This window comes from Methylobacterium radiodurans, assembly GCF_003173735.1.
Classification (GTDB): Bacteria; Pseudomonadota; Alphaproteobacteria; order Rhizobiales; family Beijerinckiaceae; genus Methylobacterium; species Methylobacterium radiodurans.
Genome location: NZ_CP029551.1, coordinates 4,896,310 through 4,921,300, shown reverse-complemented (window position 1 = coordinate 4,921,300; position 24,991 = coordinate 4,896,310). Strand labels below are relative to the sequence as shown.

General features: G+C 71.5%; 30 protein-coding genes. 11 read left to right on the top strand and 19 right to left on the bottom strand.

All coding sequences use genetic code 11. The annotated features are described in order from the left end of the window. Positions 1-30 precede the first annotated feature (30 nt). The gene (locus DK427_RS23110) at positions 31-768 is read left to right on the top strand and encodes a Crp/Fnr family transcriptional regulator (protein WP_109953430.1); all 738 of its coding nucleotides are present in this window, start codon (positions 31-33) and stop codon (positions 766-768) included. Between the two features lie 13 nt (positions 769-781). On the opposite strand, the gene DK427_RS23105 is transcribed toward DK427_RS23110, so the two are convergent. Next, positions 782-1,678, bottom strand: a complete 897-nt coding sequence (locus tag DK427_RS23105) for an NAD(P)H-hydrate dehydratase (protein WP_109953429.1) — start codon at positions 1,676-1,678, stop codon at positions 782-784. Positions 1,679-1,846: 168 nt separating this feature from the next. On the opposite strand from DK427_RS23105, the gene DK427_RS26815 reads away from it, so the two are divergent. Beyond that, complete coding sequence (locus tag DK427_RS26815) at positions 1,847-2,005, top strand: hypothetical protein (RefSeq protein ID WP_204165219.1); 159 nt, start codon at positions 1,847-1,849, stop codon at positions 2,003-2,005. Positions 2,006-2,014: 9 nt separating this feature from the next. On the opposite strand, the gene DK427_RS23100 is transcribed toward DK427_RS26815, so the two are convergent. The 4 genes from DK427_RS23100 to DK427_RS23085 all read right to left on the bottom strand — a co-directional run bounded on the left by DK427_RS23100 (position 2,015) and on the right by DK427_RS23085 (position 4,439). Further along, the gene (locus DK427_RS23100) at positions 2,015-2,377 is read right to left on the bottom strand and encodes an ATPase inhibitor subunit zeta (RefSeq protein ID WP_109953428.1); all 363 of its coding nucleotides are present in this window, start codon (positions 2,375-2,377) and stop codon (positions 2,015-2,017) included. 131 nt (positions 2,378-2,508) lie between these two features. After that, on the bottom strand, positions 2,509-3,291 hold the full coding sequence (locus DK427_RS23095; protein WP_109953427.1) for an N-acetylmuramoyl-L-alanine amidase: 783 nt from the start codon (positions 3,289-3,291) through the stop codon (positions 2,509-2,511). Continuing rightward, the gene (locus DK427_RS23090; protein WP_109953426.1) at positions 3,288-4,013 is read right to left on the bottom strand and encodes a TerB family tellurite resistance protein; all 726 of its coding nucleotides are present in this window, start codon (positions 4,011-4,013) and stop codon (positions 3,288-3,290) included. Before DK427_RS23090 ends, DK427_RS23095 begins: the two co-directional genes overlap by 4 nt. A gap of 156 nt (positions 4,014-4,169) precedes the next feature. After that, positions 4,170-4,439, bottom strand: coding sequence for a hypothetical protein (locus DK427_RS23085; RefSeq protein ID WP_109954334.1), 270 nt, complete (start codon positions 4,437-4,439; stop codon positions 4,170-4,172). Positions 4,440-4,655: 216 nt separating this feature from the next. On the opposite strand from DK427_RS23085, the gene DK427_RS23080 reads away from it, so the two are divergent. The 4 genes from DK427_RS23080 (at position 4,656) to DK427_RS23065 (ending at position 7,802) form a co-directional block, all read left to right on the top strand. Further along, positions 4,656-5,273: an urease accessory protein UreE gene (locus tag DK427_RS23080; RefSeq protein ID WP_109953425.1), complete on the top strand. Its 618-nt coding sequence runs from the start codon at positions 4,656-4,658 to the stop codon at positions 5,271-5,273. 119 nt (positions 5,274-5,392) lie between these two features. Next, a complete protein-coding gene (locus tag DK427_RS23075) occupies positions 5,393-6,871 on the top strand; it encodes a protein adenylyltransferase SelO (protein WP_109953424.1) in 1,479 nt (492 codons plus the stop codon). Between the two features lie 163 nt (positions 6,872-7,034). After that, the gene (locus tag DK427_RS23070) at positions 7,035-7,466 is read left to right on the top strand and encodes a hypothetical protein (RefSeq protein WP_162559882.1); all 432 of its coding nucleotides are present in this window, start codon (positions 7,035-7,037) and stop codon (positions 7,464-7,466) included. 48 nt (positions 7,467-7,514) lie between these two features. Next, positions 7,515-7,802: an MTH1187 family thiamine-binding protein gene (locus tag DK427_RS23065; protein ID WP_109953422.1), complete on the top strand. Its 288-nt coding sequence runs from the start codon at positions 7,515-7,517 to the stop codon at positions 7,800-7,802. A gap of 12 nt (positions 7,803-7,814) precedes the next feature. Here DK427_RS23065 and DK427_RS23060 read toward each other — a convergent pair whose 3' ends face one another. Further along, on the bottom strand, positions 7,815-8,300 hold the full coding sequence (locus tag DK427_RS23060) for a Ros/MucR family transcriptional regulator (RefSeq protein ID WP_109953421.1): 486 nt from the start codon (positions 8,298-8,300) through the stop codon (positions 7,815-7,817). Between the two features lie 322 nt (positions 8,301-8,622). Here DK427_RS23060 and DK427_RS23055 point away from each other — a divergent pair, with 322 nt between their 5' ends. Next, positions 8,623-9,174, top strand: coding sequence for a PAS domain-containing protein (locus tag DK427_RS23055; RefSeq protein ID WP_281276967.1), 552 nt, complete (start codon positions 8,623-8,625; stop codon positions 9,172-9,174). Positions 9,175-9,506: 332 nt separating this feature from the next. Here the strand turns inward: DK427_RS23055 and DK427_RS23050 are convergent, their stop codons facing one another. Together DK427_RS23050 and DK427_RS23045 are read right to left on the bottom strand one after the other, a co-directional pair. Next, positions 9,507-9,758: a hypothetical protein gene (locus DK427_RS23050; RefSeq protein WP_109953419.1), complete on the bottom strand. Its 252-nt coding sequence runs from the start codon at positions 9,756-9,758 to the stop codon at positions 9,507-9,509. A gap of 170 nt (positions 9,759-9,928) precedes the next feature. Next, entirely contained in the window at positions 9,929-10,813 is an 885-nt protein-coding gene (locus tag DK427_RS23045) for an outer membrane protein (protein ID WP_109953418.1), read from the bottom strand. Positions 10,814-11,296: 483 nt separating this feature from the next. Here DK427_RS23045 and DK427_RS23040 point away from each other — a divergent pair, with 483 nt between their 5' ends. Beyond that, the gene (locus DK427_RS23040; RefSeq protein ID WP_109953417.1) at positions 11,297-11,506 is read left to right on the top strand and encodes a hypothetical protein; all 210 of its coding nucleotides are present in this window, start codon (positions 11,297-11,299) and stop codon (positions 11,504-11,506) included. Positions 11,507-11,590: 84 nt separating this feature from the next. Here DK427_RS23040 and DK427_RS23035 read toward each other — a convergent pair whose 3' ends face one another. Genes DK427_RS23035 through DK427_RS23020 form a run of 4 tightly spaced genes read right to left on the bottom strand, consistent with a single transcriptional unit; the run spans position 11,591 to position 16,892 of the window. After that, complete coding sequence (locus DK427_RS23035) at positions 11,591-14,695, bottom strand: efflux RND transporter permease subunit (RefSeq protein ID WP_109953416.1); 3,105 nt, start codon at positions 14,693-14,695, stop codon at positions 11,591-11,593. A gap of 45 nt (positions 14,696-14,740) precedes the next feature. Next, positions 14,741-15,979: an efflux RND transporter periplasmic adaptor subunit gene (locus DK427_RS23030; RefSeq protein ID WP_204165218.1), complete on the bottom strand. Its 1,239-nt coding sequence runs from the start codon at positions 15,977-15,979 to the stop codon at positions 14,741-14,743. Continuing rightward, a complete protein-coding gene (locus DK427_RS23025; protein ID WP_245930682.1) occupies positions 15,976-16,611 on the bottom strand; it encodes a TetR/AcrR family transcriptional regulator in 636 nt (211 codons plus the stop codon). The genes DK427_RS23030 and DK427_RS23025 overlap by 4 nt, the downstream gene beginning before the upstream one ends. Next, positions 16,608-16,892: a hypothetical protein gene (locus DK427_RS23020; protein ID WP_245930681.1), complete on the bottom strand. Its 285-nt coding sequence runs from the start codon at positions 16,890-16,892 to the stop codon at positions 16,608-16,610. Before DK427_RS23020 ends, DK427_RS23025 begins: the two co-directional genes overlap by 4 nt. Positions 16,893-17,221: 329 nt before the next feature. Between DK427_RS23020 and DK427_RS23015 the strand changes: the two genes are divergently transcribed. Beyond that, the gene (locus DK427_RS23015; RefSeq protein ID WP_245930680.1) at positions 17,222-17,557 is read left to right on the top strand and encodes a hypothetical protein; all 336 of its coding nucleotides are present in this window, start codon (positions 17,222-17,224) and stop codon (positions 17,555-17,557) included. 226 nt (positions 17,558-17,783) lie between these two features. Beyond that, positions 17,784-19,205 carry an aldehyde dehydrogenase family protein gene (locus tag DK427_RS23010; protein ID WP_109953412.1) on the top strand — a complete coding sequence of 474 codons (1,422 nt, stop codon included), beginning with the start codon at positions 17,784-17,786 and terminating at the stop codon, positions 19,203-19,205. 79 nt (positions 19,206-19,284) lie between these two features. Here the strand turns inward: DK427_RS23010 and DK427_RS23005 are convergent, their stop codons facing one another. The 3 genes from DK427_RS23005 to DK427_RS22995 form a co-directional block, all read right to left on the bottom strand. Further along, positions 19,285-19,542, bottom strand: a complete 258-nt coding sequence (locus DK427_RS23005; RefSeq protein WP_109953411.1) for a hypothetical protein — start codon at positions 19,540-19,542, stop codon at positions 19,285-19,287. Between the two features lie 76 nt (positions 19,543-19,618). Beyond that, the gene (locus tag DK427_RS23000) at positions 19,619-19,867 is read right to left on the bottom strand and encodes a hypothetical protein (protein ID WP_109953410.1); all 249 of its coding nucleotides are present in this window, start codon (positions 19,865-19,867) and stop codon (positions 19,619-19,621) included. An 87-nt stretch (positions 19,868-19,954) separates the two neighbouring features. Next, entirely contained in the window at positions 19,955-20,188 is a 234-nt protein-coding gene (locus tag DK427_RS22995) for a hypothetical protein (RefSeq protein WP_109953409.1), read from the bottom strand. A gap of 289 nt (positions 20,189-20,477) precedes the next feature. On the opposite strand from DK427_RS22995, the gene DK427_RS22990 reads away from it, so the two are divergent. Then, positions 20,478-20,735, top strand: a complete 258-nt coding sequence (locus DK427_RS22990) for a hypothetical protein (RefSeq protein WP_109953408.1) — start codon at positions 20,478-20,480, stop codon at positions 20,733-20,735. Here DK427_RS22990 and recD2 read toward each other — a convergent pair. The 4 genes from recD2 to DK427_RS22970 all read right to left on the bottom strand — a co-directional run bounded on the left by recD2 (position 20,711) and on the right by DK427_RS22970 (position 24,827). After that, positions 20,711-22,936 (bottom strand): SF1B family DNA helicase RecD2, encoded by a 2,226-nt coding sequence (recD2, locus tag DK427_RS22985; RefSeq protein ID WP_109953407.1) that lies wholly within the window; start codon positions 22,934-22,936, stop codon positions 20,711-20,713. The genes DK427_RS22990 and recD2 overlap by 25 nt on opposite strands. Positions 22,937-23,106: 170 nt before the next feature. After that, positions 23,107-23,595, bottom strand: coding sequence for a hypothetical protein (locus tag DK427_RS22980; protein WP_245930679.1), 489 nt, complete (start codon positions 23,593-23,595; stop codon positions 23,107-23,109). Between the two features lie 94 nt (positions 23,596-23,689). Then, positions 23,690-24,301, bottom strand: coding sequence for an SCO family protein (locus tag DK427_RS22975; protein ID WP_109953406.1), 612 nt, complete (start codon positions 24,299-24,301; stop codon positions 23,690-23,692). Next, complete coding sequence (locus DK427_RS22970) at positions 24,291-24,827, bottom strand: copper chaperone PCu(A)C (protein ID WP_109953405.1); 537 nt, start codon at positions 24,825-24,827, stop codon at positions 24,291-24,293. The genes DK427_RS22975 and DK427_RS22970 overlap by 11 nt, the downstream gene beginning before the upstream one ends. Positions 24,828-24,991 lie beyond the last annotated feature (164 nt).

The following is a 24,991-nucleotide window of genomic DNA, read 5'->3' as shown; positions in this document are numbered from 1 at the left end:
CCGATTGCGCCCGATCGATCGACGAGCCCGATGCCGACTGCCATCTGCCTGCACAGGCCCGAACTCACCACCGCGCTCGCGAACGGCGACCGGAAGCTCGACGACCTCACGGCGCCTTGCCCCCGTGCCTTCGCGGCGGGCACGACGATCGTCGCGCAAGGGGCGGAGCACGGCTTCGTCTACCGGCTGCGGACCGGCTGGGTCGGGCGCGTGCGCCAGCTCCCGGACGGCCGGGCGCAGTACCTCATGGTGTTCCTGCCCGGCGACCTCTTCGCCATCAAGAGCGCCTTCGTGGCGGCGCACCCCGACGCGGTCGTCGCCCTCTCCGACGCCACCGTCGAGCGCCTTGAGCAGCGGCGGCTGCGCGAGGCCTTCGAGTCGGATCCGGAGGTCGCCCTGCGCTGCACGTGGCAGATCGTCGAGGAGGAGCGGCGGCTGCACAACTGGGTGGTCAGCCTCGGGCAGGGCAGCGCGGAGGAGCGCATCGCCCACCTGCTGATCGAGTTCAGCGCCCGGCTGGGGGCCACGGCCGGCACGGCCCAGGCCCTCGAATACCCCTTTCCGCTGACGCAGGACCAGCTCGGCAACGTGCTCGGCCTCACCTCCGTGCACGTCAACCGCGTGCTCCGGCGCCTGCGCGAGGAGGGCCTCGTCAGCATCCGCAACCGGGTCGTCAGCATCCACGATCCCGAGGCGTTGGAGCGCATCGCGGAGCCGCTGCGAGACGCCACGGTGCAGAACGCCGGCGACGCGTTGGCCGCTGGCTGAGGCCGGGCGGCACTCAGGCCTCGGTTCCGGCCAGGACGCCCGCGAGGATCGACGGCACCGCGGGGGACAGCTCGCGGGCCAGGAAGCCGATGCCGCCGCAGTCGCGCGCGCACCTGCGGCCCGCCGCGCCGTGCAGCCAGACGCCCCAGAGCGCCGCGTCGCGAGGCTCGGCCCCGCGCGCGAGCAGGCCCGCGATCAGGCCAGCGAGCACGTCGCCCGAACCCGCCGTGGCGAGGCCCGGATGACCGGCCTCATGCCGGTAAGCCGTGCCGTCCGGCAGCACCACATGGGTGCGGGCGCCCTTCATCACCGTGACGGTGCGGAAGCGGCTCGCCGCCTCCCGGGCCGCGCCCAGCGGGTCGGTCTCGATCGCGTCGCGCTCCCGGCCGAGCAGGCGCGCCATCTCGCCCGCGTGCGGCGTGATTACCGCGTGCGGCTCCAGGCAGCGCACGAGATCCGGATCCTCGGCGAGCGCCGCCATCGCCCCGGCATCGAGCACGAGGGCCGCCCCGGGCGGATCTGCCAAGAGGGCGCGCACGAGACCGCTTGTGTCCGCGTCGTCCATCATCCCGGGACCGACGAGGAAGGCGTCGCATCCCCGCGCCTGCCCGGCGACGAGGCCGGCGGCTTCAGGGGCGATGCGGCCCTCCGGCGTCTGCGGAAGGGCGAGGACGCGTGCCTCCGGCAGGGCGAGGCCCACCGGCAGCGCGAGATCCCGGCAGGTGGCGATCCGGACCTTGCCGGCGCCGACGCGCAGGGCCGCCTCGGCGCAGAGCAGGATCGCGCCGGGCACCTCCAGGCATCCGGCCGCGACCAAGACGCGGCCCCGCGCGTCCTTGCTGTCGCCCCCGGGCTCCGGCAGGCCGACGGCACGCAGTAGCTCGGGGTTGACCGGGATGCTGGCGTCCACGCTCGGGGCTCCTGGGGCGGGCGCCCGGACCCGCCGTCCGGTGCCTTCAGGAGAACCCGCCTGCGGCCGAAACGTCCCCAGGGACGTGCCGCCCGGCGATGGCCGCGGCGGAGACACAGGGTTAACACTTTCCCCGGTAGGCTCTGCGCCGTTCAGCCGGAGTAAACCATGACGCTGCTGCTCGTCGTCCTTCTGATCCCGCTGGTCGCCGCCATCGTGCTTGCGGGCGGACGGCCGGGCCCGATCATCGGCTGCCTCTGCCTGATGGGGATCGGCTGCCTGATCGCCTGCTCGGGTCTAACCCGCCTCGTGCGCCAGCGAGCCTGAGCCGGCCGCTCAGCGCCGGCCGAGAGAAGCCCCCGGAGCGCCGCCGGTGGGCGGGACCAGCGCGGGGCCGTCCTGCGACGCGGCGGCGCGCAGCATCACGCTCTGCAGCTCCTCCGGGGCGACCTCGATGCCGTTGGCGCGCAGATCCGCCCGGACCCGCTCGACGAGATCGGCGTCGCGCTGCCCCTCGATCATCGCGGCGATGAGCACTCGCGCGTAGGCCTCGGCCGTGCGGCCATCGACGCCGAGCTTGGCCATGGCGAAGGCGGCGAGCACCCGGATGCCGCCGCAATGCGCCGCGAAGCGCGCCTCCTCGGTTCGGGCGAACAGGGTCTCGGCCGCGCGCTCGCGGTCCTCGAACGCCTTCAACATGCGTCTCGCCTCCCTGTTCTCGCGCCGCGCGTTCGGCGGAGATCAGGTTTGCGCCCCGGGCCCCGGGGGCGACAACCGCATTTGATAGGAGACCTTGATAGGGGACCTTGCACCGGGCCCGCCCCCGAACCTCATCCCGGCAGGGCGGCGATCAGGTCGCGCAGCGTCGTGATGGTCGAGGCGTCGGCAACGCCGTCCACCCGGGCAGGGCGGAAATGGCGCTGGAAGGCGGCGACGACAGCGTGGGTACGGTCTTCGAACATCCCCGTCACCGGCTGGTCGTAGCCGTAGAGGCCGAGCATCGCCTGCAGGGCCTCGACCGGCTGGCCGGCATCGCCCCGGGCGAAGAAGCGCCCGTCGCGGATCGGGACGGGGGGCACGAAATGCCCGACCCCCGCGGCGGCGAGCCGGTCCCAGGGGAAGTTCTCGCCCGGATCCTCCTTGCGCTCGGGCGCGACGTCGGAATGGCCGAGCACGCGCTCGGGCGGAATGCGCCAGCGCGCGCAGAGGTCGGCCGCCAGCGCGACCACCGCCTCCACCTGCGCCTCCGGATAGGGCGGCAGGCCGCCGGCATGGCCGGGATGGACGATCTCGACGCCGAGCGAGCGGGAATTGACGTCGCGCTCGCCCCGCCAGCAGGCGGCACCCGCGTGCCAGGCGCGGCGGGCCTCCGGAACCATCTGCAGGACGCGCCCGTCCTCGAACACGACGTAGTGGGCCGAGACCTCGGCCAGCGGGTCGCGGAGCCGTGAGATCGCGGCCGCCGCCGTCTCCATGCCGGTGTAGTGCAGGACCAGCATGTCCGGCCGCGCGGGAAGCCCGCCATCTCCCGCCTTGCCGCGGCGCTCGCCGTGGTTCGGCGAGGGCAGGACGCCCTGCGCGACTGGGCTCTCCGGCCTCGCCGCCGCCGTCACCGGAGGCCCCGCTCGGCCGCGATCCGGTCGTAGGCCGCGTTGATCGCGGCGAGCCGGTTCGTCGCGATGGCGATCGCCTCCTCGGGCAGGCCGCGGGCGATGGCGCGGTCGGGGTGGTTCTCGCCGACCAGCTGGCGGTGCCGCGCCTTGACCGCGGCATCGTCCGCCCCGTGCTCCAGGCCGAGCACGAGATAGGGGTCGTCGGCAAGCCGGACGTGGCGGGCGGCTATGCGGCGGAAGGCAGCCTCGTCGAGGCCGAAGATCTCCGCCACCGCGTGCAGGTAGCGCTCCTCACCCTCGTGGATCGCGCCGTCGGCCGTCGCGATGTGGAATAGGCCGTCGAGCACGTCCTCCAAAAGGGCCGGCTCGTCCCGGAAGGTCGCGGCGAGCTGCCCTGCGTAGGCCTCGAAGCCGGCGGTCGTGGTCTTGGCGAGGTTGAAGAGACGCTCGATCCCGGCGCGCTCGGCTTCCTCGACCTGCACGACCCGGCCGAAGGCCTCGATCTCGGAGGGCACCACCACGCCGTCCGACTTCGCCATCTTGGCGGCGAGCGCCACGAGGCCGGTGGTAAAGGCCACCGCGCGGGGCGTGCGGCCGAAGGGCGCGCCCTCGCGGTCGAAGAGGTAGTGTCCGGCGACGCTGCCCGCGAGCGCGCCGAGAGGGCCGCCGAGTGCCATGCCGATGCCCGCACCGCCGAGCTTGCCCCAGAGACCGGAGGTCATCGCGGCGTCCGCAAGGAGGGGGCTGGGAGGATCATCGTGGGCGCCGCAGGCATGGGAGCCGTCTGCGATAGCCGCTCGAGCCCGAACGGAAAAGGGCCGGAGCGCGAAGGCTCCAGCCCCGAACCATGCGGTTGCCGCAGGGTCGTTGAGGATCGCTCAGCGGCAGTAAACGTCGCCGTAGGCGTCGCGGTAGGTGCCGTAGGGGCAGCGCGGCGCCGTGGCGGCACCCGCGATGGCGCCGCCGGCGCCGCCGATCGCCGCACCCGCCAGGGCGCCGCCGGCCCGACCGGTGGCGAGGCCGCCGACCGCCGCGCCGAGGCCCGCGCCGAGGACGCCGCCGCCGAGCGCACGGTCCTGCGGCGTGTTGCACGCGCCGAGCGAGAGGGCCAGGGTGCCGGCGAGCGCCACAGCAGCGAGCTTCTTCATCATGGGGGTGTCTCCCTTGTGCGGTCCGGCGTTCCGCCGCGACGATGGTACGGATCGAGCTTAGCCGTTATGGCAGATGAACGCGAAGCGAACGGCCAAGGTTCCCTACGCACGAGGTTCCGTGCGCGACGGCTTCCCTTCGCGCCGCCGCGTCCCGACATGCGGGCTGCTGCCCGCGACGACGCAATCCCTTCAGGCTTCCACAGCGAGGACCCCATGCACAGAGCCACGACCCTGGTGCGCAGACCCGCGGTGCGGCCGGACGCCGTTATCGACACCGTCGTCCTCGACCACGCCGCGCGCGGCCGGACCAGCGGCCACCTGCACGCCGAGGGCGGGCTCGCCTTCGATCTCGCGCTCACCAAGGCCGCGGGCATCGAGGACGGCGACGCGCTGCGGCTGGAGGACGGGCGGCTCGTGGCGGTGCGGGCCGCGCCCGAGGCCCTGCTCGAGGTCCGCGCCGAGAACCCGGCTCGCCTGATGCGCCTCGCGTGGCAGCTCGGCGGCAACCACGTGCCCGCCGAGATCGCGGCCGACGTGCTCTACGTGCCCGACACGCCGGCCAATGCCGAGCTGATCCGGGGCCAGGGCTGTGCCGCGGCGGCGGTCTCGCGTCCCTTTCGCCCGGAACGCGAGGCCCACGACCACAGCACCTGCGGGCACGACCACGGCCACCACCACCACGGCCACGCGCACGAGCCCCACGATCATGGACACGATCATGGGCATGATCACGGACACGCGCATGGCCACTCGCACGACCACTCGCACGGGCACGACCACGCCCATGAGCACGGCCACGTGCACGGCCCCGGCTGCAATCACGGGCACTGAGCGGGATCCGCACACCCGATCCGCGCTGCCGGATCGTGCCGGCGGCGCCTTGAACCCGGGCGGCCCGTCCCCATTGGTCTGAAGGACGCTCACGAGCCCAGAGAGGACCAGACCGCCCGATGTCGGCTCCGCTTGCCTTCGACAACAGCTACGCCCGGCTGCCCGACCGCTTCTTCCGACGGCTTGCGCCGACGCCCGTCGCGGATCCGCGCCTGATCAAGCTCAACCGCGACCTCGCGCTGAGCCTCGGGCTCGATCTGGACTGGCTCGCCGGTCCGGAGGGGGTGGCGATGTTCGCCGGCAACAGGATGCCGGAGGGCGCGGAGCCGCTCGCCGCGGCCTATGCGGGCCACCAGTTCGGAAACTTCGTGCCGCAGCTCGGCGACGGGCGCGCCATCCTGCTCGGCGAGGTGACCGACCGCGACGGGCGGCGGCGGGACATTCAGCTCAAGGGCTCGGGCCCGACGCCGTTCTCCCGCCACGCCGACGGCCGGGCGGCGATCGGGCCGGTGCTGCGCGAGTACCTCGTCAGCGAGAGCATGGCGGCGCTCGGCATCCCGACCACCCGGGCGCTCGCTGCGGTCACCACGGGCGAGCCGGTCATGCGCGAGCGGGTGTTGCCCGGCGCCGTGCTCACCCGCGTGGCGTCGAGCCACATCCGGGTCGGCACCTTCCAATTCTTCGCCGCACGCGGCGACACGGACGGCCTGCGGGCGCTCGCCGACCATGTGATAGCGCGGCACTACCCCGAGGCCGGGACGGGCGCCGAGCCCTACCGGGCGTTGCTCGAAGGCGTGATCGGGGCGCAGGCCGACCTCGTTGCCCGCTGGCTGCTGGTGGGCTTCGTCCACGGGGTGATGAACACCGACAACATGTCGGTCGCGGGCGAGACGATCGATTACGGTCCCTGCGCCTTCCTCGACGCCTACGATGCGCGCACGACGTTCAGCTCCATCGACCAGAACGGGCGCTACGCCTACGGCAACCAGCCGCGCATCGCCCTGTGGAACCTGTCCCGGCTGGCCGAGGCCCTGCTGCCGCTGCTGGCCGAGACCGAGGACGCGGCGGTAATAGTGGCCGAGGCGGCGCTCGGAGGCTTCGCGCCGAGCTTCGAGGCGGCCTATCATGGAGGGCTCGCCCGCAAGATCGGTCTTCCGCTTCCAGGCGCGGGCGACGCGGAACTGGCAGGCGACCTTCTGCGGCGCATGGCCGAGAACCAAGCCGACTTCACCCTGACTTTCCGGCGCCTCGCCGACGCGGCCGCGGACCCGGCGGCAGACGGGCGGGTGCGCGACCTCTTCGTCGATCCGACCGCCTACGATGCCTGGGCCCTGCGCTGGCGCGAGCGCCTGGGGCGCGACGCGCGCGGGCCGGGCGAGACGGCGGCGGCGATGCGGGCGGTGAACCCGGCCTTCATCCCACGCAACCACCGGGTCGAGGCGGTGATCGAGGCCGCGGTCGAGCGGGCGGATCTCGGCCCGTTCGAGGAGCTGCTGCGCGTGCTGGCACAGCCTTACGCCGACCAGCCGGACTTCGCCCGATACGCCGAGGCGCCCGAGGGCGGGGGGGTCGGCTACCGAACCTTCTGCGGCACTTGAGCGGTTCCGGGTCGGCCACGACGACTGGCACGCGGCATCGCCTCCTCGGACGGGAGGCAGGACTCGGGCTTCCGCTCGCATCAAGGAACACCAGCATCGGACCAGTCCCGAACCGTGCCGCGCCCGCTCCCGCCGTTAGCGGGCCGGGCTTCACAGCTATCGATTGAACGCGCGGCGCAACTTCAAGCCTGGCGCAAGGCTGATCTGTTCGACCTGTCATCGTAAACCGGACACGCACGGCCCGGTCGTCCGCCATGCCGAACCTTCGGAGCCTGACATGCCCGAACTCTCGCACGCCGATCGCGAGGCCGTCGACCGGTTGACCTTCCGGCTGTTGAAAGAGATCTGCTGCTCGGTGACGGATGCCATGGGCAAGACGAACCCCGAGGCGGCGCGGACGCTTCTGCTCGGCGTCGAGACGCTGATCACGGCCGCGATCGGCCGCATGGCGGCGCAACAGACCGAGGGCGCGAACTCGACGGCCATCGCCGTCGCGGTCGGAGGCCGAATCGCGGAGGTTCTCGACCAAGCCCGCGCGGGTCTCGACGAGGGCCGTGATCGCACAGGTTACGCCGTGCCGCTACGCGTGGCGTGACGTCGGCGCCGCGCCCCGCAGGGACAGGTTTTCGAGGAGGTGTTCGCGATGAAGGTTTCGGCCGATTTCTGCATCGTTCCGATGGGCGTAGGCCCATCGGTCTCGCCCTACGTGCGCGAGATCAAGACACTGATCGAGGCGAGCGGTCTCGACGCGACGATGCATCCCAACGGCACCAACATCGAGGGCGAACTCAGCGCGATCTGCAGCCTGGCCGAGCGTTGCGAGGCGCGTCTCGCCGAGATGGGCGTACAGCGCACCTTCTTCACGCTGATCTTCTCGACCCGGCGGGACAAGGAGCAGTCGATGGCCGACAAGCTCCTCGCCGTTTCCTGACGCGCGTGGTGCTCAGCTCTTCCGGCGCCGGCCTCCGGCCGGCGGCTCCTTCTCGGCGGGTGCCGCCCGCTCGGCCATCGCGCCTGGCCGTCCGAGACCGATCTGCTTGGCGAGTGCCGAGCGCTGCGCGGCGTAGGCGGGAGCGACCATCGGGTAGTCGTCGGGCAGGCCGTAGCGCTGGCGGTAGGAGCGCGGATCGAGGCCGTGGGTGGTCAGGTGGCGCTTGAGCGTCTTGTAGGTCTTGCCGTCGATGAAGCTGATCAGGCCCTCATCGGTGACCGACTTGCGGATCTGGGCGGCGGAAGGCTTCTCGACCGGCTCCTCGGCGGGAGCGCTGCTCGCGCCCGCGAGCGTCAACCGCAGCAGCGCGGCGTGCACGCCGGCGATCAGACCACCGAGCTCGGCCGCAGGAACCGAGTTGTTCGAAACGTAGGCCGATACGATGTCGACCGCCTCTTCGACGAGATTGGACCGCACATCCGTCGCTTGTTCTGCCATCGCCAAAATCCGATCAGGAGACCTACAGGAGCTAGATCTGCGAGCAGTGCGCCAAGATCAAGCAGGAATGTCGATTTGTGCACACAAGCTTCCCCAAGAGGATCGAACATACCTACGGTCAGAAGCTGGTAGGAGCTTGAGCGCTGGCACCGGTCAGATCCCCGCTATAACTTCAGGTTGTTTTTAACAGTCCCTGAATTTTACTCGAAACTTAGAAAGCTCATTTGCAATACATGAGAATGGCGCTGGATTCTGCTCGGTCTGGCACACCAAAAACGCGCGCTGGACCTGCCCATCGAGGGCCGAGCACCATCTGGAACGAGTGTTGGGCATGATCTTCGTCACGAACGCCGCCGGGAAGGCGATCTATCTCAGCTCGGAATGGACCGCCCTCACCGGGCAGACACTCGCCGAGGCGGTCGATTACGGTTGGGCCCGGGTCGTGCATCCCATGGACCGGGACTTCGTGCGCGCGATCGTCGGCGAGGCGATCCGGCAGCAGCAGCCCTTCAGCGTGCGCTACCGCGTGCAGTGTCTCGATGGGCGGAGCGTCTGGCTGCTCGGCGGCGCAGTGCCCTCCTTCGGACCGCCGGACCGCAGGTTCCTGGGTTTCCTGGGATCGATCACGCAACTGCCGGACGCGTTGGTGACGGAGGGAAGGGCGCAGGGATCGGTCGGATCCTTCGAGCCGGCGCCGGATCCATCACGATCTGGCCTGGAAGCGGCCGCCGATCACCTTATCATGGCACACGTCCTGCTCGGCCAAGGCGGCGACGATCACCTGCTGACGGCGCTACGGACGGTGCTTTATCAGGTAGGGCTGAAACTGGCCGCAGGCGGTTCGGACGCCGGACAGTCGACGCAGATCCAATGAGACCACTATTGCGGCCTAGCCAGAGGCCGCGCCGGGACTACAACCATGCGGGCAGGACATGCCCACCTCTGTACCGATGCCGTGGTGCGGCGCAGCAATCCGTGTCATACGGAGATCGCGCAGCCGCGACGGCGTCGCGGTCGCGCAGCCCATCTTGGGCGTTTCCTCCCTAGACTTCGGGCCGCTCCCTCGGGAGTGGCCTTTTTTCTTGGGTGCGATGCGGACGACTTCTCTCAGCGAGATTGCGCATTGCCCGTGCGGCGGGTGGTAGGGCGGCGCAGGTCGGCGGGGAGACCAAACGATCGAATTCGCCAGGGCAGTCGCGAGACCGGCTAGCTCTGCTCGGCGACGATCGCTGCGAGGAAGGCGAGGATGCGCTCTGCGGCCTCCGGCTCGCGGACGCGCGACCAGAGCCGGAGCAGTTCCGCGGTCTCGGCGAGGCGCGCCTCGACGGGCGTACCGTCCGTAAAGATGGTCGGGGGATAGCCCAGCGCCACGGCGATGCGCTCGATCGGCGTGCTGTCGAGATCTATCGCCGACGCCTGCGCCGTGACATCCGGCCGCCGTCTCGTTCCTGTGCCCATCGGGATGCCGTAGCGTGGATTGGACCGCCCAGGGACTCGATTGCGCGCAATGCAGATCTGCGATCTGGGCTCGCCCCCGCGTCGGATCCTCCATCAAACGGGAAAGCCCCGGGCGTTTCCGCCCGGGGCTCTCAGTATTTTGGGTCGCTGCGCGACCCGGATGTTCGATCTTAGTACGAGCCGAACTTGTAGTTCAGGCCGGCGCGGACGACGGCGAACTCGGTGTCGCGGCGGTTGTTGGTGACGCCCGAGACCAGGGCGACGCCGGGCGAGGCGACGGTGACGAGGCCGCCGGCCGGCGTGGTGGCGAAGGCGCCGATGTTGCGGTTGCCCTGGTCGAGGTTCACGTAGAGACCTTCCACCTTCAGCGTCACGGCCGAGGAGCGGAAGAAGTTCAGGAACGAGTCGGTGGGCAGGGCGTACTCGATGCCGCCGCCGACCGCGTAGCCGGTCTGGAACTCGTCGCGCGAGGAGTTCGGCAGGCCGAAGTCGCGGCCGCCGCCCGAGCCGTAGGCGAAGCCGCCCGTGGCGTACACGAGGGTGCGGTCGAAGGCGTAGCCGAGGCGGCCGCGCACGGTGCCGAAGTAGTCGAGGGTCGACAGGCCGTTCGGGTTGAACACGCCGACACCCGGCAGCAGGCCGGCGCCGGCCAGGGCGAAGCGGTTCCGCTCACGGCCGAAATCGACGTACTGCGCGTCGGCCTCGATGCCGAACACCACGCCCGAGCCGGGGGTCAGCTGCCAGTTGTAGCCGATCTGGCCGCCGCCGACGAAGCCGTCGGTGTTGGAGCGGTTGTTGCTGAAGCCGAGGGCGGCCGAGGTGCCGGGGGCGACCAGGCCGCTGGCGCCGTTGACCAGCACCACGGTGGGGGCCTGACGATCGTTGCCCGTGCCGAAGCCGTAGCCCGCGTTGAAACCGGCGTAGAAGCCCGTCCAGGTGAAGACCGGAACCGGCGTGAACACCGGCGGCGGCGCAGCACGACGCGGAAGGTCGGCGGCAGACGCGGCAGCGGTCAGGCCGGCGAGCACCGTGGAGGCAAGCAGGATCTTCTTCATGGCTCAAATCCTCGTCCCCGGGGCGGGGACCATGAGCAGAGAGAAAAACCAAAGCGTCGCCGCTCGATAGTGCAGACCTGCAACACGGCCGGGACCGGCCGGCAGCCGCATGGCTCCTGGAGTGCGCGACCGCACAGCCCTGTAGCGCAGCCGTTGAATTTCGGTGAGAGCCAAGTCGGCATTAATGGAGCGCGAGGGATTTCCCGCTTGAGCCGCTCGATCGTGCACGATTGTGCCGTGCGACCTCAGGCGATGGAAGAGGGCGCACCAGCCTCGTCCTCAGAATACGTGTCTTCCGTCGTACGTTTGGGCCGGTAATACCGCTGCGGTCACCGCGACGCGGTGCGACATCTTGGGTCCGCCATTCGCGCACCCGGCGCTGAAACCTCCGCCGACCCGCCGCGTTGACCCGCCAGATTGGACTTCTTCTAATTCCGAACCGTGCGGTGTCCAGACCCGCACCGGCAAGCGAGGAGCAACCCGATGGCCAACACCATGAACGCCCAGTGCCAGAGCTGCCGCTACTTCGACACCCACAAGGCGGCGCAGACGGCCGGGCAGGGCGACGAGGGCCTGTGCCGCTTCAACCCGCCGGTGACCCAGCCGGGGCCGCAGGAGCACGGGCTCTGGCCGGTCGTGTCGGCCTCCGACTGGTGCGGCCACTACTCGCCCGAGATGATGGCCGGCGAGTAAGCGCCCTTTCCGGACTTTCCGCCCCGGCACGCGAAAGGCCAGCCCGCCGGGCTGGCCTTTTCTCATGGCCCCGGCGCCGTCGACCTACCGGGTGGGCCCGGGCGCGGCGTGCGGCACGGTTCCGGGATCCGCCTCATCGCGCGGGCCGACGAAGCGTCCCAGCAGGCGACCGAGCACGCGGGACAGGCTGTCCACTAGGAGGAAGACGGCCGGCACGAAGATCAGCGAGAGCAGGGTCGAGACGATCAGGCCGCCGATCACCGCCACCGCCATCGGTGCGCGGAACTCGCCGCCAACGCCGAGCGCCAGCGCCGAGGGCACCATGCCGGCCGCCATCGCGATCGTGGTCATCACGATGGGCCGCGCCCGCTTGCGGCCCGCATCGACGATCGCGGTCACCGGATCGACGCCGAGCCGCATCTCCTCGACGGCGAAATCGACCAGCATGATGGCGTTCTTCGTCACCAGCCCCATCAGCATCAGGATGCCGATGACCACCGGCATCGAGATCGACATGTTGCACAGGAGCAGGCCCAGGATCGCGCCGCCGATCGAGAGCGGCAGCGAGAACAGGATGGTCAGGGGCTGCAGGAAGTTGCCGAACAGCAGCACCAGCACCGCGTAGACCATCATGATGCCGGCGCCCATCGCCAGAAGGAAGCCGGAGAACACCTCCTGCATGATCTCGGCGTCGCCCGTCTGCTTGATGGTGACGCCGGGCGGCAGGTTCCGGGCGGTCGGCGTCTCGAGAGCCCGGGCGATCGCCGTGCCGAGGGCGTCCGAACCTTCGAGATTCGCCTCGACGGCGACGCGCACCGCGCGGTCGTAGCGATCGATCGCGCCCGGTCCCTGGTCGAGCTCGATGTCGGCGACCGCGGCCAGCGGCACGGCGGTGCCGTTCTTGGCCGGCACCTTGAGGTTCTCCAGCCGCGAGAGGGCGCCGCGGGCGCTCTCGGGCAGCATCACCCGGATGGGCACCTGCCGGTCCGCCGCGTTGAACTTGGCAAGGTTGAGCCCGATGTCGCCGATCGTGCCGACCCGCACGGTCTCCGCGATGGTGTCGGTCGAGACGCCGAGATCGGCGGCCGCTCCCTCGCGCGGGCGGATGCGGACCTCGGTGCGGTTGAGCGGCGCCGTCGACATCACCGAGACGAGGTGGGGGATCGCCGTCATGTCGCGCTGCAGGCGGGCTGCGACCTCGGTCACCACCGCGACGTCCGGCCCGCTCACCACGAGGGCGAGGTCGCGCTGGCCGCTCTCGCGCAGGGTCCAGGAGCGGATGTCGGGCTCCTCGGCGAGCATCCCGGCGATCTCGGCCTCGATCGTCCACTGCCGCTTGGCCCGCTCCGATTTCGGCGTCAGGTTCACGATGAGGGTGGCGAGCCGCGTCTCCTTCTTGCCCGGCAACTGGCGCCCGCCGTCGACGAAGACCGAGACGACCTCGGGCATCTGGCGGATACGCTCCACCACCCGGTCGGAGACCGCGACCGTGTCGGCGAGCCGGGCGCCCGGCGCCAGCTCGACCATGAACAGGGTGCGGGCGTTGTCCTGCTTCGGGATGAAGCCGGAGGGCAGCAGCCCGGTCGAGACGAGCGAGCCGGCAAACAGCGCGAGGCCGGCGATGAGCGTCAGGAAGCGGTGGCGCACCGACCACGTCACGACGCGGGCATAGGTGCGCATCACCGCGCCCTCGCGCGCCTCGTGGTGGCCGTGGTCGCGCAGGAAGTAGGCGGCCATCAGCGGCGTGATCAGGCGTGCGACGAGCAGCGACATGAAGACCGAGACCGCGATGGTCAGGCCGAACTGGATGAAGTAGCGGCCCGCGATGCCGCCCATGAAGGAAACCGGCGCGAAGACCGCGATCAGGGTCGCCGTGATGGCGATGACGGCCAAGCCGATCTCGTCGGCGCCCTCCAGGGCGGCACGGTAGGCGGACTTGCCCATCCGCATGTGCCGGACGATGTTCTCGATTTCCACGATCGCGTCGTCCACCAGGATGCCGGTGACCAGCGTGATGGCGAGCAGGCTGATGCCGTTGAGCGTGAAGCCCATCGCGTCCATCGCCCAGAAGGTCGGAAAGACCGAGAGCGGCAGCGCCACCGCGGCGATCAGGGTCGCGCGCCAGTCGCGCAGGAAGAGCAGCACCACCACGACCGCGAGCGCCGCGCCCTCGATCAGGGTGTGCATCGCCGATTCGTAGGAGCCGCGCGTCGCCTCGACCGAGGAATCGATCCGCTCGAAGCGGATCTCGGGATAGCTCGCCCGGATCTCCGCCATCTTCTTCTCGACGGCGGTCGCGACCTCGGCATCGCTCGCGCCCGAGCCGCGCGAGACGGCGAGCGCCACCACCGGCTCGCCGTTGAAGCGGGCGAAGGTCCGCGGCTCCTCGATCGTGTCCTCGATGGTCGCGAGGTCGTCGAGCCGGACCTTGCGGCCGCCGGGCAGCACGATCGAGGTGGCCTTCAGGTCGCGCACGGAGCGGGAGGCGGCGAGCGTCCGGATCGACTGCTCGCGCCCGCCGACCTCGCCGCGCCCGCCCGCCATGTCGGCGGAAGTCAGGCGCAACTGCCGGTTCACGTCGGCCGCGGTGATGCCGAGCGCGAGCAGCCGGTCCGGCTGGAGCGTGACGCGCAGCTCCCGCGCGACGCCGCCGACGCGCTCGACGCCGCCCACGCCCTTCACCCCCTGGAGCGTGCGGGCGACGTTGTCCTCGACGAACCAGGACAGGTCGGCTGGCGTCATCGCGGGCGAGGTGACGCCGTAGATCAGGATCGGCAGGCCGGTGATCTCGACGCGCTGGATCACCGGCTCGTCGATGGTGCGCGGCAGGTTGATGCGGATCTTAGAGATCGCGTCCTTCACGTCGTTGACGGCGCGGTCGGTGTTCACCTCCAGGCGGAACTCGACCGTGGTCACGGAGGATCCTTCCGTGATCGACGAGGTGATGTGCTTGACGCCCCGCACGCCCGCGATCGAATCCTCGACCCATTTGGTGACCTGGGTCTGAAGCTCGGAGGGCGCGGCGCCCGACTGCGTGATCGAGACCGAGACGATCGGCACGTCCACGTTGGGCATGCGGGTGACGGCCAGCCCCCGGAAGCTGACAAGGCCCAGCACCACCAGCACGAGGAAGAGGACGAGGGGCGCGATCGGGTTGCGAATCGCCCAGGCGGAGACGTTGAGGCGCATCGGGCGGTTCCTGGGGACGTTCCGGCGTGAGGGGCGGGCGGCGCGTCAGGGCGCGCCGGCATCCGCCGTGGTGCGCGCCGCCGGCATCGCGGCGACGGCCGGGGCGGGGGTGGCGACGAGGACGGGCCGCACCCGGTCGCCGTCGCGCAGGAAGCTGCCGGCGCGGGCGACGACGCGCTCGCCGGCCTCCAGGCCCTCGCGGATCTCGATGTCGTCGTCGTCGGTGAGGCCGGTGCGGACAGAGCGCGCCTCCACCTTGTCGCCGACCACGACCAGCACGCTGGAGCGCTTCGCCCCGCCGTAGAGGACCGAGGCTTGCGGAACGGTGACGCCGCGAGTGCGGGCGAGCTCGACGGCGCCGCGGGCAAAGGTGCCGATGCGCAGGCGCGGGTCCGGGTCCAGGCGAACACGGACCTTGCCGAGGCGGCTCGCGCGATCGACCTCCGGGTAGACCACGCGCACCCGTCCCTCGACGCGCTCGCCCTCGCCGATCTCGATCCAGGCCGGCGAGCCGTCGCGCAGGCGCGGCAGCTTGGTCTCCACCACCTCGCCCTCCAGCTCGATCTCGCCGCGGGCGATCAGGCGGAACAGGGGCTCGGCGGAGGCGGAGGCCGTCATGCCGACGCGGGCGGTGCGGCGGCTGACGATGCCGGCCTCGGGCGCGCGGATCTCGGTGCGGGCGAGCCGCAATTCCAGCTCGTCCTTCACGGCGCGCGCCTGGGCGAGCTCGGCCTTCGCGATGACGAGCCCGTTGCGCGCGAAGGCGAGCTTGCCCTCGGCCTGCCGCAGGGCGGCGGTGCGCGCCTCCATGATGGCGGCGGTGCCGTTGCCGGAGGTCAGGAGCTGGCGGGCCCTCTCGTAGGCGAGGCGCGCCTCGGTCTCGGCGGCCTCGGCCTGCTCGATGCTGCTCTGGGCCTGCGGCACGACCGCCGCGGCCTTGTCGATCAGCGCGTTCTGCTGAGCGAGCTGGCGGTCGATCAGGTCGCGCGAGAGCCGCGCCAGCACTTGGCCGCGCTCGACGCGCGCGCCCTCCTCGACCAGCAACTCGGTGATCCGGTAGCCCTCGATCTCCGGCGTCACCAGGATCTCGTCGCGCGGCATCAGGGTGCCGGTGACGACCACGGTCTCGGCGATCTCGCGGCGCGCGGCCTCGACCACGCTGACGGCGGGCAGGGGCGGTGCCTTGGGCGCGGGGGCTTCGGGCCGGGCGCCCGCCGGGATCCCAGCGAGCGCCAGCCCGAGCAGAAGCGCGGCGGGCGCGGCGCGCAGGAGGGGGGGTCTCATGATACGGTCTCCCCGAGGGGGCGTGCGATGGTCGCCAAGCGGCCTTCGAGGCCGGCATCCATCAGGGCGCTGAGGCGCGCGGCGGCCGGAGCCGGGTCGTAATCGGGGTTGAGTGCGCGGGCCACCACGATGCCCTTCATCTGAGCGTCGAGCTGCGCGTGGAGCGCGACCGGATCACAGTCGGGCGTCGCCGCGAGCGCGGCGAAGATCTCGGTCATCCAGCACCGTGCCTCGTCCTCGCCCTGCTTCACCAGGGCGGCGATGTCGGGATTGCGGGTCGCCTCCGACCAGAGATCGACGCGCAGGACCGCATCCTCCCGCGTCATGTGGGCGAAGTAATGTTCGATGATGCGCAGCAGCGCGCCGCGCCGGTCGCCCGCCCGCTCGAACTCCTCGACCAGCGCCATGCCGCGCTCGCGGTCGCGCTCGGCGAGGCCGCGCACCACGGCCTCCTTCGACTCGAAGTAGCGATAGATGTTGCCCGGACTCATGCCGGCCTCGCGGGCGAGGTCCTGCATCGTGGTCCGGTGGAAACCGTTGCGCACGAAGCAGGCTTCTGCCGCGTCCAGGATGTGCTCGCGCCGCTGCGCCTGCGCGCTGCGGACCTCCGCGACGGCAGCCGCGCCGCTCACGACGCGCGCCCCGGCTCGGCGGAGCGCAGGACGGCGGCCTCGTCCGTGACCTGGACGGCGCCGCAGGCGCGGGGCTGGAGATCGAGCCCGGCGCAGAGACGCGCCTGCCAGCCGGCAGGTCCGGCGCCGGTCCAGCTGACGAGGGCGAACCAGCCGAGCAGCAGCACCGCGCCGAGGGCGAGATTGGCGGGCGCCAGCGCCTCGCGCAGCACCGCGACGAGGCGCGGCTCGGACACGGCCTCGGTCCGGCGGCTCGGAAGGATCTGGCTCGACGCGCGCATACGCAACTCCTCGACTGCGACGCAGTGTAATGAACGTTCATTCTCACGTCAATGAACGTTCATTCTCACAGGTTGGCCGGGCGGCGGAGGGACGGCCCGGTACGGATGCCTCTCCACATCGGCCCGGATCGGCCCGGCGCCGGGCCAATCCGACGTTTCCACCAGCCGCACCCACGGATCGAGAGCGCACGGCCCTTTCCCGGACGCCTGGAGCGCAGCGGAAGGTGATCCGGGACCCCGCGGACGGGCCGGAAACGAACCGCCGGCCCTTCAACAGCGTATGGCCATCGCGTCCGGAGGGTCGGGACGGGAGCGCGAGGATGGACGGGATGCGGCGTTGGCTCGGGGTTCTGGCGCTGCTGGCGCTCGCGTCCTCCGGGGCGGCGGCCGCGGAGGCGGATGTCCGGATCGTCGGCACGGACCTGCGCCTGCCGCCGGATTCCCATGAGCCGCAGCGGGCCCTGGTCTCGCTCCGGAACGCGGGCGGCCCGGCGCGCGGGCTCGGCCTCGCCTGCACCTTCCGGGACGGGGACGGGCGGGCGCTCGAGACGGTGGAGGCGTCCGTGCGCGAGATCGCCGAGGCGGCGAGCGCGGTCGCGGAGGTGATCTACTACGGCTGGCCCCGGGCGAGCGGCGTCGCCTGCCGCCTCGTGGGAGAGCGTTGAGGCGCGGATTCTGATCTGCGCCGCGCGGATAGCAGGTCCGGTCGCCATCTCGCGGGCCTGCGCGCCGCCGGGATTGAATACGCGCTCTTGCGCCGCGACCGGTTACAGGTTCGGCCAACCCTCGCCGAGGCGCGGCCGGGCGGCGCCCCGGCGGGCGCTCGCCACGCTACTCCTGTCGCCAGCCGGACGGCAGCCGTCCGCACGAAGCGACAGACGGAGGAGATCCATGGCAAGCCCGACGCTGGACGCCGCGATCGGCGGCGAGGTGGCGGAGACCACCACGACCTCGCCGGAGCAGGTGCAGCGCCTCGTCTCGCGGGCGCGGGCCGCACAGGCCGTGTTCGAGACCTTCTCCCAGGAGAAGGTCGACGCGATCGTGCGCGACTTCGCCAAGTACGTCTACGACAACGCCGAGGCGCTGGCCGGCATGGCCCACAGGGAGACCGGCCTCGGCGTCTACGAGGACAAGGTCGCCAAGGCCAAGGGCAAGTCCCGTGTCATCTGGAACAACCTCAAGGGCAAGCGCTCCCGCGGCATCATCGGCGAGGACGCGGAGGAGGGGCTCATCCTGGTGGCCAAACCCATGGGCGTGGTCGGGGCGGTCTGCCCGGTGACGAACCCGATCGTCACGCCGATGTGCAACGCGATGTTCGCCCTGAAGGCCGGCAACGCCATTATCTTCGCGCCACACCCGAAGGCCGACGATTCCACCTGGCACCTGACCAGGGAGTACCAGCGGATCGTGCGCGAGCACGGCGGACCCGAGCATCTCGTCCAGGCGGTGCGGCGCGGCTCGGTCCAGACCACCCAGACCCTGATGCAGGCGGTGGACGTGGTGGTGGCCACCGGCGGCGGCGCCATGGTCAAGTCGGCCTACTCCTCGGGCAAGCCCTCCTATGGGGTCGGGGCCGGCAACGTGCCGGTGGTGATCGACCGCGGCGTCGACCTGCGGGAGGCGGCGGAGAAGATCGTGGCGGGCGCCTCGTTCGACAACGGCATCATCTGCTCGCACGAGCAGTTCGTGCTGACCCCCGAGGAGCGCTACGCCGACACGGTCGCGGCCTTCCGCGACACCGGGCGGGTCTTCTTCACCGACGACCCGGCCGAGGTCGACCGGGTGCGCGCCGTGGTGTTCGACCACGGCCATCTCAACAAGGACGTGGTCGGGCGCTCGGCCCAGGAGATCGGCGCGCGGGCCGGCCTTGCCGTGCCCGAGGGCGCGCGGATCATCCTCGTCCCGGCGGACGGGGCGGGCAACGACGACGTGCTGGCCAAGGAGAAGCTCTGCCCCGTGGTCGCGATCCTGCCCTACGGAAGCTTCGAGGAGGCGGTGGAACTCGCCAAGGCCAACCTCCTGGTCGAGGGCGCCGGGCACTCGGCGGCCCTGCACTCGGCGGACGAGGCGCATATCCGCGCGATGGGCGTGGCGTTGCCGGTGAGCCGGCTGGTGGTCAACCAGTCCTCGGCGCTGACCGCGGGCGGCTCGCTGACGAACGGCTTCGCGCCGACCACGACGCTGGGCTGCGGCTCCTGGGGCGGCAACTCGATCTCGGAAAACCTCGACTACAAGCACCTGATGAACGTCTCCCGCATCGGCAACGTCATCAGCCGACCGGTGCCGAGCGACGAGGAGATCTGGGCGGCCTGAGGCGAGGCCGCACGGCTCCAGGCCATTGTCTCGACGCGCTCTCGTTCGCCGGATCGGCATCCACTTCGGCGAAGCCCGCTCACTTCGCGTTGCAGCCGATGCAGATGCCGGTGCTGATCCCACCGCGCGTCTGCCCGTCCGGTGCGCGCTCCGTATCGCTCCGCGCGGTCGGGCTCGCGGCGCGGCCCGGCGGCTTGGTCTGGCCGGACGCCGTCACGTTGCCGGCGCGCTCCGTGGAGAGCGGACCGCCGCCGGTTCCGGTGCGGTCGGCCTGGGCGCGAGCGGGCGTCGGGAGCAGTGCGGCAACCAATACGGCGCGGGCGAGGGACAGGGGCATCGGATCTCCGGGTCTACGGGAGGCCAACGCGCGAACCCGTCATCGGCCCCCGACCACGCGGCGATCGGACGCCCGCTCAGAAGGGCCAGGGCGCCTCGGCCGTCTCCGCCTCGGGTGCCAGCCGCTCGCCCGGGGCGATCAGGCCGACGATCGCGTCGAGCGATTGCGGCACCCGGATCGTGCGGCCGGCAGCCGTGATGAAGGTCTCGTTGCGCAACGGATCGGTGTCGGAGAGCGCCTGGACGGCGGTGACGCGCAGGAGGTGTCGGCAGCCCTCCTCGTCCTGCACCTGAAGGTAGCTCCCGACCCGCTGCACAGCGTCCACGGCGATCCCCTGTCGCGGCCCATGTTCATCAAATGTTCTAAACCGGAACGCGGACCGATGCACGCGGAACCGCGAGCGAGCCGCGCGTCAGCCGGGAAGCGCGTAGCCGATGGCGGAGAAGGTCACGGCCATCGCGGTGGCACAGGCGGCGAGCCGGCCCATCCCGCCATGCGAGGGGGACTCGGTGACGATCCTCTCGTCCTGATAGCGCGCAATCATGGTCTCGACGCTCGGGAGCGCCCGCAGCGCGAGCCGGATCCACAGCGCGAGCGCGGTCAGTCCGAGGATCAGGCCGCCGTAGGTGAAGCTATCGTCCAGCACACGCGTTCCCGCTGCCAGACCCCCTTGGCCGGACCTTAGGCTTGCCGCGTGCCGGGCCGCAAGCGCGCCGACGACACGGTTCCGGGCCGCAGATCCGCGATGTGCTCTGGCGCGCATGGCCCGACTGCTGTTCGTGCAGGGCAGCCCCCTCGTCCGCGCGCTTCCGCATGGGCGTCGAGGGCTTACCTGACGGGCGCCGCGCGGGCCGCATGGTGTCCTGCCCGCGGCCGCTTCCCCGCGCGCGCGCCCTCCGCTCCGGGCGCCCCCAGCAGCAGATGGAGCTTCGCTGATGCGAACCTACACGCTTGCCATCGCCGACGACGTCCTGTTCGTGTGCCTGCCCGACGAGGCCGACATCGCGGGCGCCATCCGCGAGACGACCTGCACGGCCTACGGCCACGGGATCGAGCTGGAGATCAGCCGGGGGGCGATCCTCACCGACCGCCCCGAGGCGGAGGATCAGGTCATCTGGGCCGACAGCCCGAATGGCGAGCTGACCGACGCGGATGGCCGCGCCTACCGCTACGCCGTACGTCGCAGATCCTGAACTGCGGGAGCGCCGAGCCACTCGGCGAGCTTCGTGTAGCGGCGGCGATGCCCGCCGCGCACCGCCATGGCGATCGCCCGGCGCTGGCCGACCAGCACCACGAGCCGCCGCCCGCGTGTCACCCCGGTATAAAGCAGGTTGCGCGCCAGCATCGTGTAGTGCTGCGTCACCAAGGGGATAACCACAGCCGGGTACTCGGAGCCCTGGCTCTTGTGGATCGTGGTCGCGAAGGCCGGCACCAGCGTGTCCAGCTCACCGAACGGGTAGCTGACCTCCCGACCCTCGAAATCGACCACCACGGCGCCCTCGTCCTCGTCGAGGCGCAGGATCCGGCCGAGATCGCCGTTGAAGACCTCGCGGTCGTAGTCGTTCTGCGTCTCCATCACCCGGTCGCCGGAGGCGAAGCGCCAGCCGAAGCGCTCGACCTGGGCCGGCGGATCCGGATTCAGGACGCGCTGGAGGGCGACGTTGAGGCTGCGCGCACCCATCGCGCCGCGCTGCATCGGCGTCAGCACCTGCACGTCGCGGTTCGGGTCGAGCCCGAAGGCCGCCGGGATGCGCCGGGTCACCACCTCGATCAGGCGCTCCACGCCCGCTTCCGGATCCTCAACCTCGACGATGTAGAAGTCGGCCCGCTCGCCCGGTCGCGGGCGCTCCGGTATCCGCCCGGCATTGATCCGGTGGGCGTTGAGCACGATCCGGCTCTCGGCCGCCTGCCGGAACACCTCGGTCAGCCGCGCCACCGGCACGGCGCCCGAGGCGATCACGTCGGCGAGCACCTGACCGGGCCCGACCGAGGGAAGCTGGTCGACGTCGCCGACGAGGAGGAGGCCGGCCTGCTCCGGCACGGCCTTCAGGAGCGCGTGCATCAGCGGCACGTCGATCATCGAGCACTCGTCGAGGACGAGGAGGTCGCAGGGCAGGGGGTTCTGCTCGGTCCGAGTGAAGCCGCCGTGGCGCGGGTCGAACTCCAGCAGGCGGTGGATCGTGCGCGCCTCCAGCCCCGTCTGCTCGCTCATGCGCTTGGCCGCCCGGCCGGTCGGCGCGGCGAGCAGCACCCGCACGCCCTTGGCCGTGAGGATGCGCAGCACCGAATCGAGGGTGCTGGTCTTGCCGACGCCGGGGCCGCCGGTCATCACGGCGATCTTCGAGGCAAGCAGCAGGCGCACGGCCTCCCCTTGCGAGGGCGAGAGGGTCTTGCCCGTCCGCTCCTCGACCCAGGCGAGCGCCCGGTCGAGATCGATCGCCGGCCAGGGCGGGGCGCCCGCGGCCCGGCGCAGGAGCCGCTCGGCGATGCCGCGCTCGGCCGCGTGCAGGCCCTTGAGGAAGACACAGGGCTCGCCCGCCGCCGTGTCGGCGACGACGTCCTCGGCGCGGGCGAGCGCTTCGAAAATCGCCGCGCGCACCAGCGGCGCCTCGACCTCCAGGAGCTTCTCGGCGAGGCCCGAGAGGTGCTCCAGCGGCAGCGCGCAATGCCCCTCGTCCATCGCGGTCTGAAGCGCGAAGGCGACGCCCGCGCGCAGGCGTTGCGGCGCGTCGGGCCGGAGACCCAGCCTCATCGCGATGGCGTCGGCGGTGCGGAAGCCGATGCCGCGCACGTCCCGGGCGAGCCGGTACGGGTCCTCGCTCATCACCGCGATCGCCTCGTGACCGTAGGTCTTGAAGATGCGCACCGCGCGGGCCGTGCCGACGCCGTGGGCGTGCAGGAACAGCATGATCTCGCGCACCGCCCGCTGCTCGGCCCAGCCCGCGACGATGCGGGCGGCGCGGGTGCGCCCGATCCCGCCGATCTCGGTGAGCCGGTGCGGCTCGGCCTCGATGATCTCGAAGGTGCGTTCGCCGAAGGCCGCGACGATGCGCTTCGCCATGGCCGGCCCGATGCCGCGCATCTGGCCCGAGCCGAGGTAGCGCTCGATGCCCTCCGGCCCGGTCGGCGGGGTGACCTTCAGGGTGTCGGCCCGGAACTGCAGCCCGTGCTGGCGGTCGGAGACCCACGCCCCGGTGGCGGTGATCCACTCACCGGCCGCGATCGCGGGGGCGTGGCCGACGACCGGCACGAGGTCGCGCCGGCCCCTGGCCTGCACTTTGAGCACGCAGAAGCCGCTCTCGGGGCTGTGGAAGGTGACGCGCTCGATCGTGCCGGCCAGCACCTCGACGGGCGCGCCGCGCTCTACGCTCTGCGGTCTTACCCGCTGGTTCATACGCCGCACGCTCGCTCGCGCCGCCGGGGCCGGAGCACCCTAGCGCCGCCGAGCGGTGCCCGCGATCCGCGCCGCCCGCCCGTCACCAGGAGTCTCCAATCTCCGGACAAGAGATCGGCACGGGCGCGCCCGACGAGAAGGCGGCAGATCGTCCGACCCCGGGCCGTCCCTCAGCGGTCGTCGTAGAGGTCGTAGGGGTCGAGCACGGCGCGCAGCGTCCGCGTGCCTGGGTCAGTTCGTAGCGCGACTTCACGGTCGAGGCCGCGCAGGAAGGCCTGCCGTCCGTCCTGAAGGTCGCGGCCGAGCCCGGCGAAGCGCTCCTCCGGCTCGACATGGGGCGGGTTCGTGGTGACCACGAAGCCGATCCCGCAGCTGGGCAGGACGGGTGTCCCGGGCGGGCGCAGCCAGTAGCAGACCCGAACACGGGCAAAGCCCTCGCCGGGCCGGTGCTCGGCCCGGATCTCGGCGAGCCGGAAGCTGTCGGGCCGCTCGCGCGCCGCGTAGGCCAGGGTCTGCGCGACCGTGACGTAGCCGTTGGTCCGGTGCTCGCGCACCAGGCGCACCGCCTCGGCGACGGAGGGGAGGGCGGGTTGCGCCCCGGCCCCGGAGGCGCAGAGCGCACCCGCCGAGAGGGCAGCGGCCAGAGCGGTGCGGAGCAAGGCGTCGAGTCTCCAGGGGCAGGCGGGCGGCACTCTAGGCGAACGGCTCCGCCTGTCGAGGCGCTTCATTGGTCCGCCCTCGGGACCGACAGGATCAGAGCACGGCCCGGATCTGCTTCAGGGCGAGGTCCTGGCCAGCCGCGAGGTCGAGCGGGCCGACGAAGCGGCCGGCCGCATCCATCAGGTAGAGCATCGCGGTGTGCTCGAAGGTGTAGTCCCCGGCCTTCAGCGGCACCCGGCGCACCTCAGCGCGGAAGGCCCGCTCGACTTGGCCGATCTCTTCGGGCGTGCCGGTCAGGCCGGTGATCCGGTCGCTGAACGAGGCCATGTACTCGCGCATCACCGCGACCGTGTCGCGCTCGGGGTCCACCGTGACGTAGTAGACGCCGATGTCGCGGCCCTCCTTGTGAAGGGCCTCGATCAGGTTGGTGAGGTCGGCCAGCACCGTCGGACAGACATTCGGGCAGTGCGTGAAGCCGAAGCCGACGAGGTAGGGCTTGCCGGCGAGCGTCGCCGAATCGAGCACGCCGCCCTTGGTCGATTGCAGGCGGAACGGGCCGCCGATCACCGACATGGCCGGCGCGCTCGGACCGCCCGGCAGCAGCGCCACCGTGGTGCCGACGATCCCCGCGAGGCCGAGGCCGAGCAGGCCGAAGGTCAGGAGGACGCTGCGGCGCGAGGCCCGGGCGGCCCCCTCAGTGGGCATGTTTGTGCCCGGAATGATCGTCGGCCCCGCCCTCGGCCGGCGCCTTGGCGGCGATGCTCTCCACCGCGAACTCGACCGGCACGGTGCCGGCCTTCTCGAAGATCAGGGTGCCCTTGATCCGCGCGCCCTGCTTCAGCTGGGTCTTCAGGTCCAGGAACATCATGTGGTTGCCGCCGGGCGCCAGCTTGATCGTCTCGCCGGGCGCGATCGCGACGCCGCCCTCGATCGGGGCCATCTTCATCACGTCGCCCTGCATCGACATGCTGTGCAGCTCGGTCCGGCCGGCCTCGCTGAGCGAGCCGCCGACGAGCCGGTCCGGCTCGGTGCCCGTGTTGGTCACGGTGACGTAGCCGCCCGCGACCTTGGCACCGCCCGGCGTCGCCCGGGACCAGGGATGACCGATCTTGAGGCTGCCGGCCGCGTAGTCGTGCGCCGCCGCGAGGCCGGCCGAGCCGAGGAGCACCAGCCCAGCGAGGCCCAGCGCGCCGAGGCGGGAGAGGCGGGCGGCCGGCGGGATGCGGTTCATCGCGAGGTCTCCTGAGGACGTGTCATGGGGCAAGTGGTCGGCTGGGCGCCGGTCGGACAAGCGCGTAGCGCCCCGCGGCGCGGGCTGGAAGCCCCCGGGCAGACGGCGCCGGAGCGACATGATGACTACCCGATATGACGACCCGATGCCCGTCCGTCGAAGCC

Coding starts and splice junctions, on each gene's coding strand:
- DK427_RS23110 (WP_109953430.1), top strand. CDS start 31: ATGCCGACTGCCATCTGCCTGCACAGGCCCGAACTCACCACCGCGCTC.
- DK427_RS26815 (WP_204165219.1), top strand. CDS start 1,847: ATGACGCTGCTGCTCGTCGTCCTTCTGATCCCGCTGGTCGCCGCCATC.
- DK427_RS23100 (WP_109953428.1), bottom strand. CDS start 2,377: ATGTTGAAGGCGTTCGAGGACCGCGAGCGCGCGGCCGAGACCCTGTTC.
- DK427_RS23090 (WP_109953426.1), bottom strand. CDS start 4,013: ATGACCTCCGGTCTCTGGGGCAAGCTCGGCGGTGCGGGCATCGGCATG.
- DK427_RS23085 (WP_109954334.1), bottom strand. CDS start 4,439: ATGAAGAAGCTCGCTGCTGTGGCGCTCGCCGGCACCCTGGCCCTCTCG.
- DK427_RS23080 (WP_109953425.1), top strand. CDS start 4,656: ATGCACAGAGCCACGACCCTGGTGCGCAGACCCGCGGTGCGGCCGGAC.
- DK427_RS23075 (WP_109953424.1), top strand. CDS start 5,393: ATGTCGGCTCCGCTTGCCTTCGACAACAGCTACGCCCGGCTGCCCGAC.
- DK427_RS23065 (WP_109953422.1), top strand. CDS start 7,515: ATGAAGGTTTCGGCCGATTTCTGCATCGTTCCGATGGGCGTAGGCCCA.
- DK427_RS23060 (WP_109953421.1), bottom strand. CDS start 8,300: ATGGCAGAACAAGCGACGGATGTGCGGTCCAATCTCGTCGAAGAGGCG.
- DK427_RS23050 (WP_109953419.1), bottom strand. CDS start 9,758: ATGGGCACAGGAACGAGACGGCGGCCGGATGTCACGGCGCAGGCGTCG.
- DK427_RS23045 (WP_109953418.1), bottom strand. CDS start 10,813: ATGAAGAAGATCCTGCTTGCCTCCACGGTGCTCGCCGGCCTGACCGCT.
- DK427_RS23040 (WP_109953417.1), top strand. CDS start 11,297: ATGGCCAACACCATGAACGCCCAGTGCCAGAGCTGCCGCTACTTCGAC.
- DK427_RS23035 (WP_109953416.1), bottom strand. CDS start 14,695: ATGCGCCTCAACGTCTCCGCCTGGGCGATTCGCAACCCGATCGCGCCC.
- DK427_RS23030 (WP_204165218.1), bottom strand. CDS start 15,979: ATGAGACCCCCCCTCCTGCGCGCCGCGCCCGCCGCGCTTCTGCTCGGG.
- DK427_RS23020 (WP_245930681.1), bottom strand. CDS start 16,892: ATGCGCGCGTCGAGCCAGATCCTTCCGAGCCGCCGGACCGAGGCCGTG.
- DK427_RS23015 (WP_245930680.1), top strand. CDS start 17,222: ATGCGGCGTTGGCTCGGGGTTCTGGCGCTGCTGGCGCTCGCGTCCTCC.
- DK427_RS23010 (WP_109953412.1), top strand. CDS start 17,784: ATGGCAAGCCCGACGCTGGACGCCGCGATCGGCGGCGAGGTGGCGGAG.
- DK427_RS23005 (WP_109953411.1), bottom strand. CDS start 19,542: ATGCCCCTGTCCCTCGCCCGCGCCGTATTGGTTGCCGCACTGCTCCCG.
- DK427_RS22990 (WP_109953408.1), top strand. CDS start 20,478: ATGCGAACCTACACGCTTGCCATCGCCGACGACGTCCTGTTCGTGTGC.
- recD2 (WP_109953407.1), bottom strand. CDS start 22,936: ATGAACCAGCGGGTAAGACCGCAGAGCGTAGAGCGCGGCGCGCCCGTC.
- DK427_RS22975 (WP_109953406.1), bottom strand. CDS start 24,301: ATGCCCACTGAGGGGGCCGCCCGGGCCTCGCGCCGCAGCGTCCTCCTG.
- DK427_RS22970 (WP_109953405.1), bottom strand. CDS start 24,827: ATGAACCGCATCCCGCCGGCCGCCCGCCTCTCCCGCCTCGGCGCGCTG.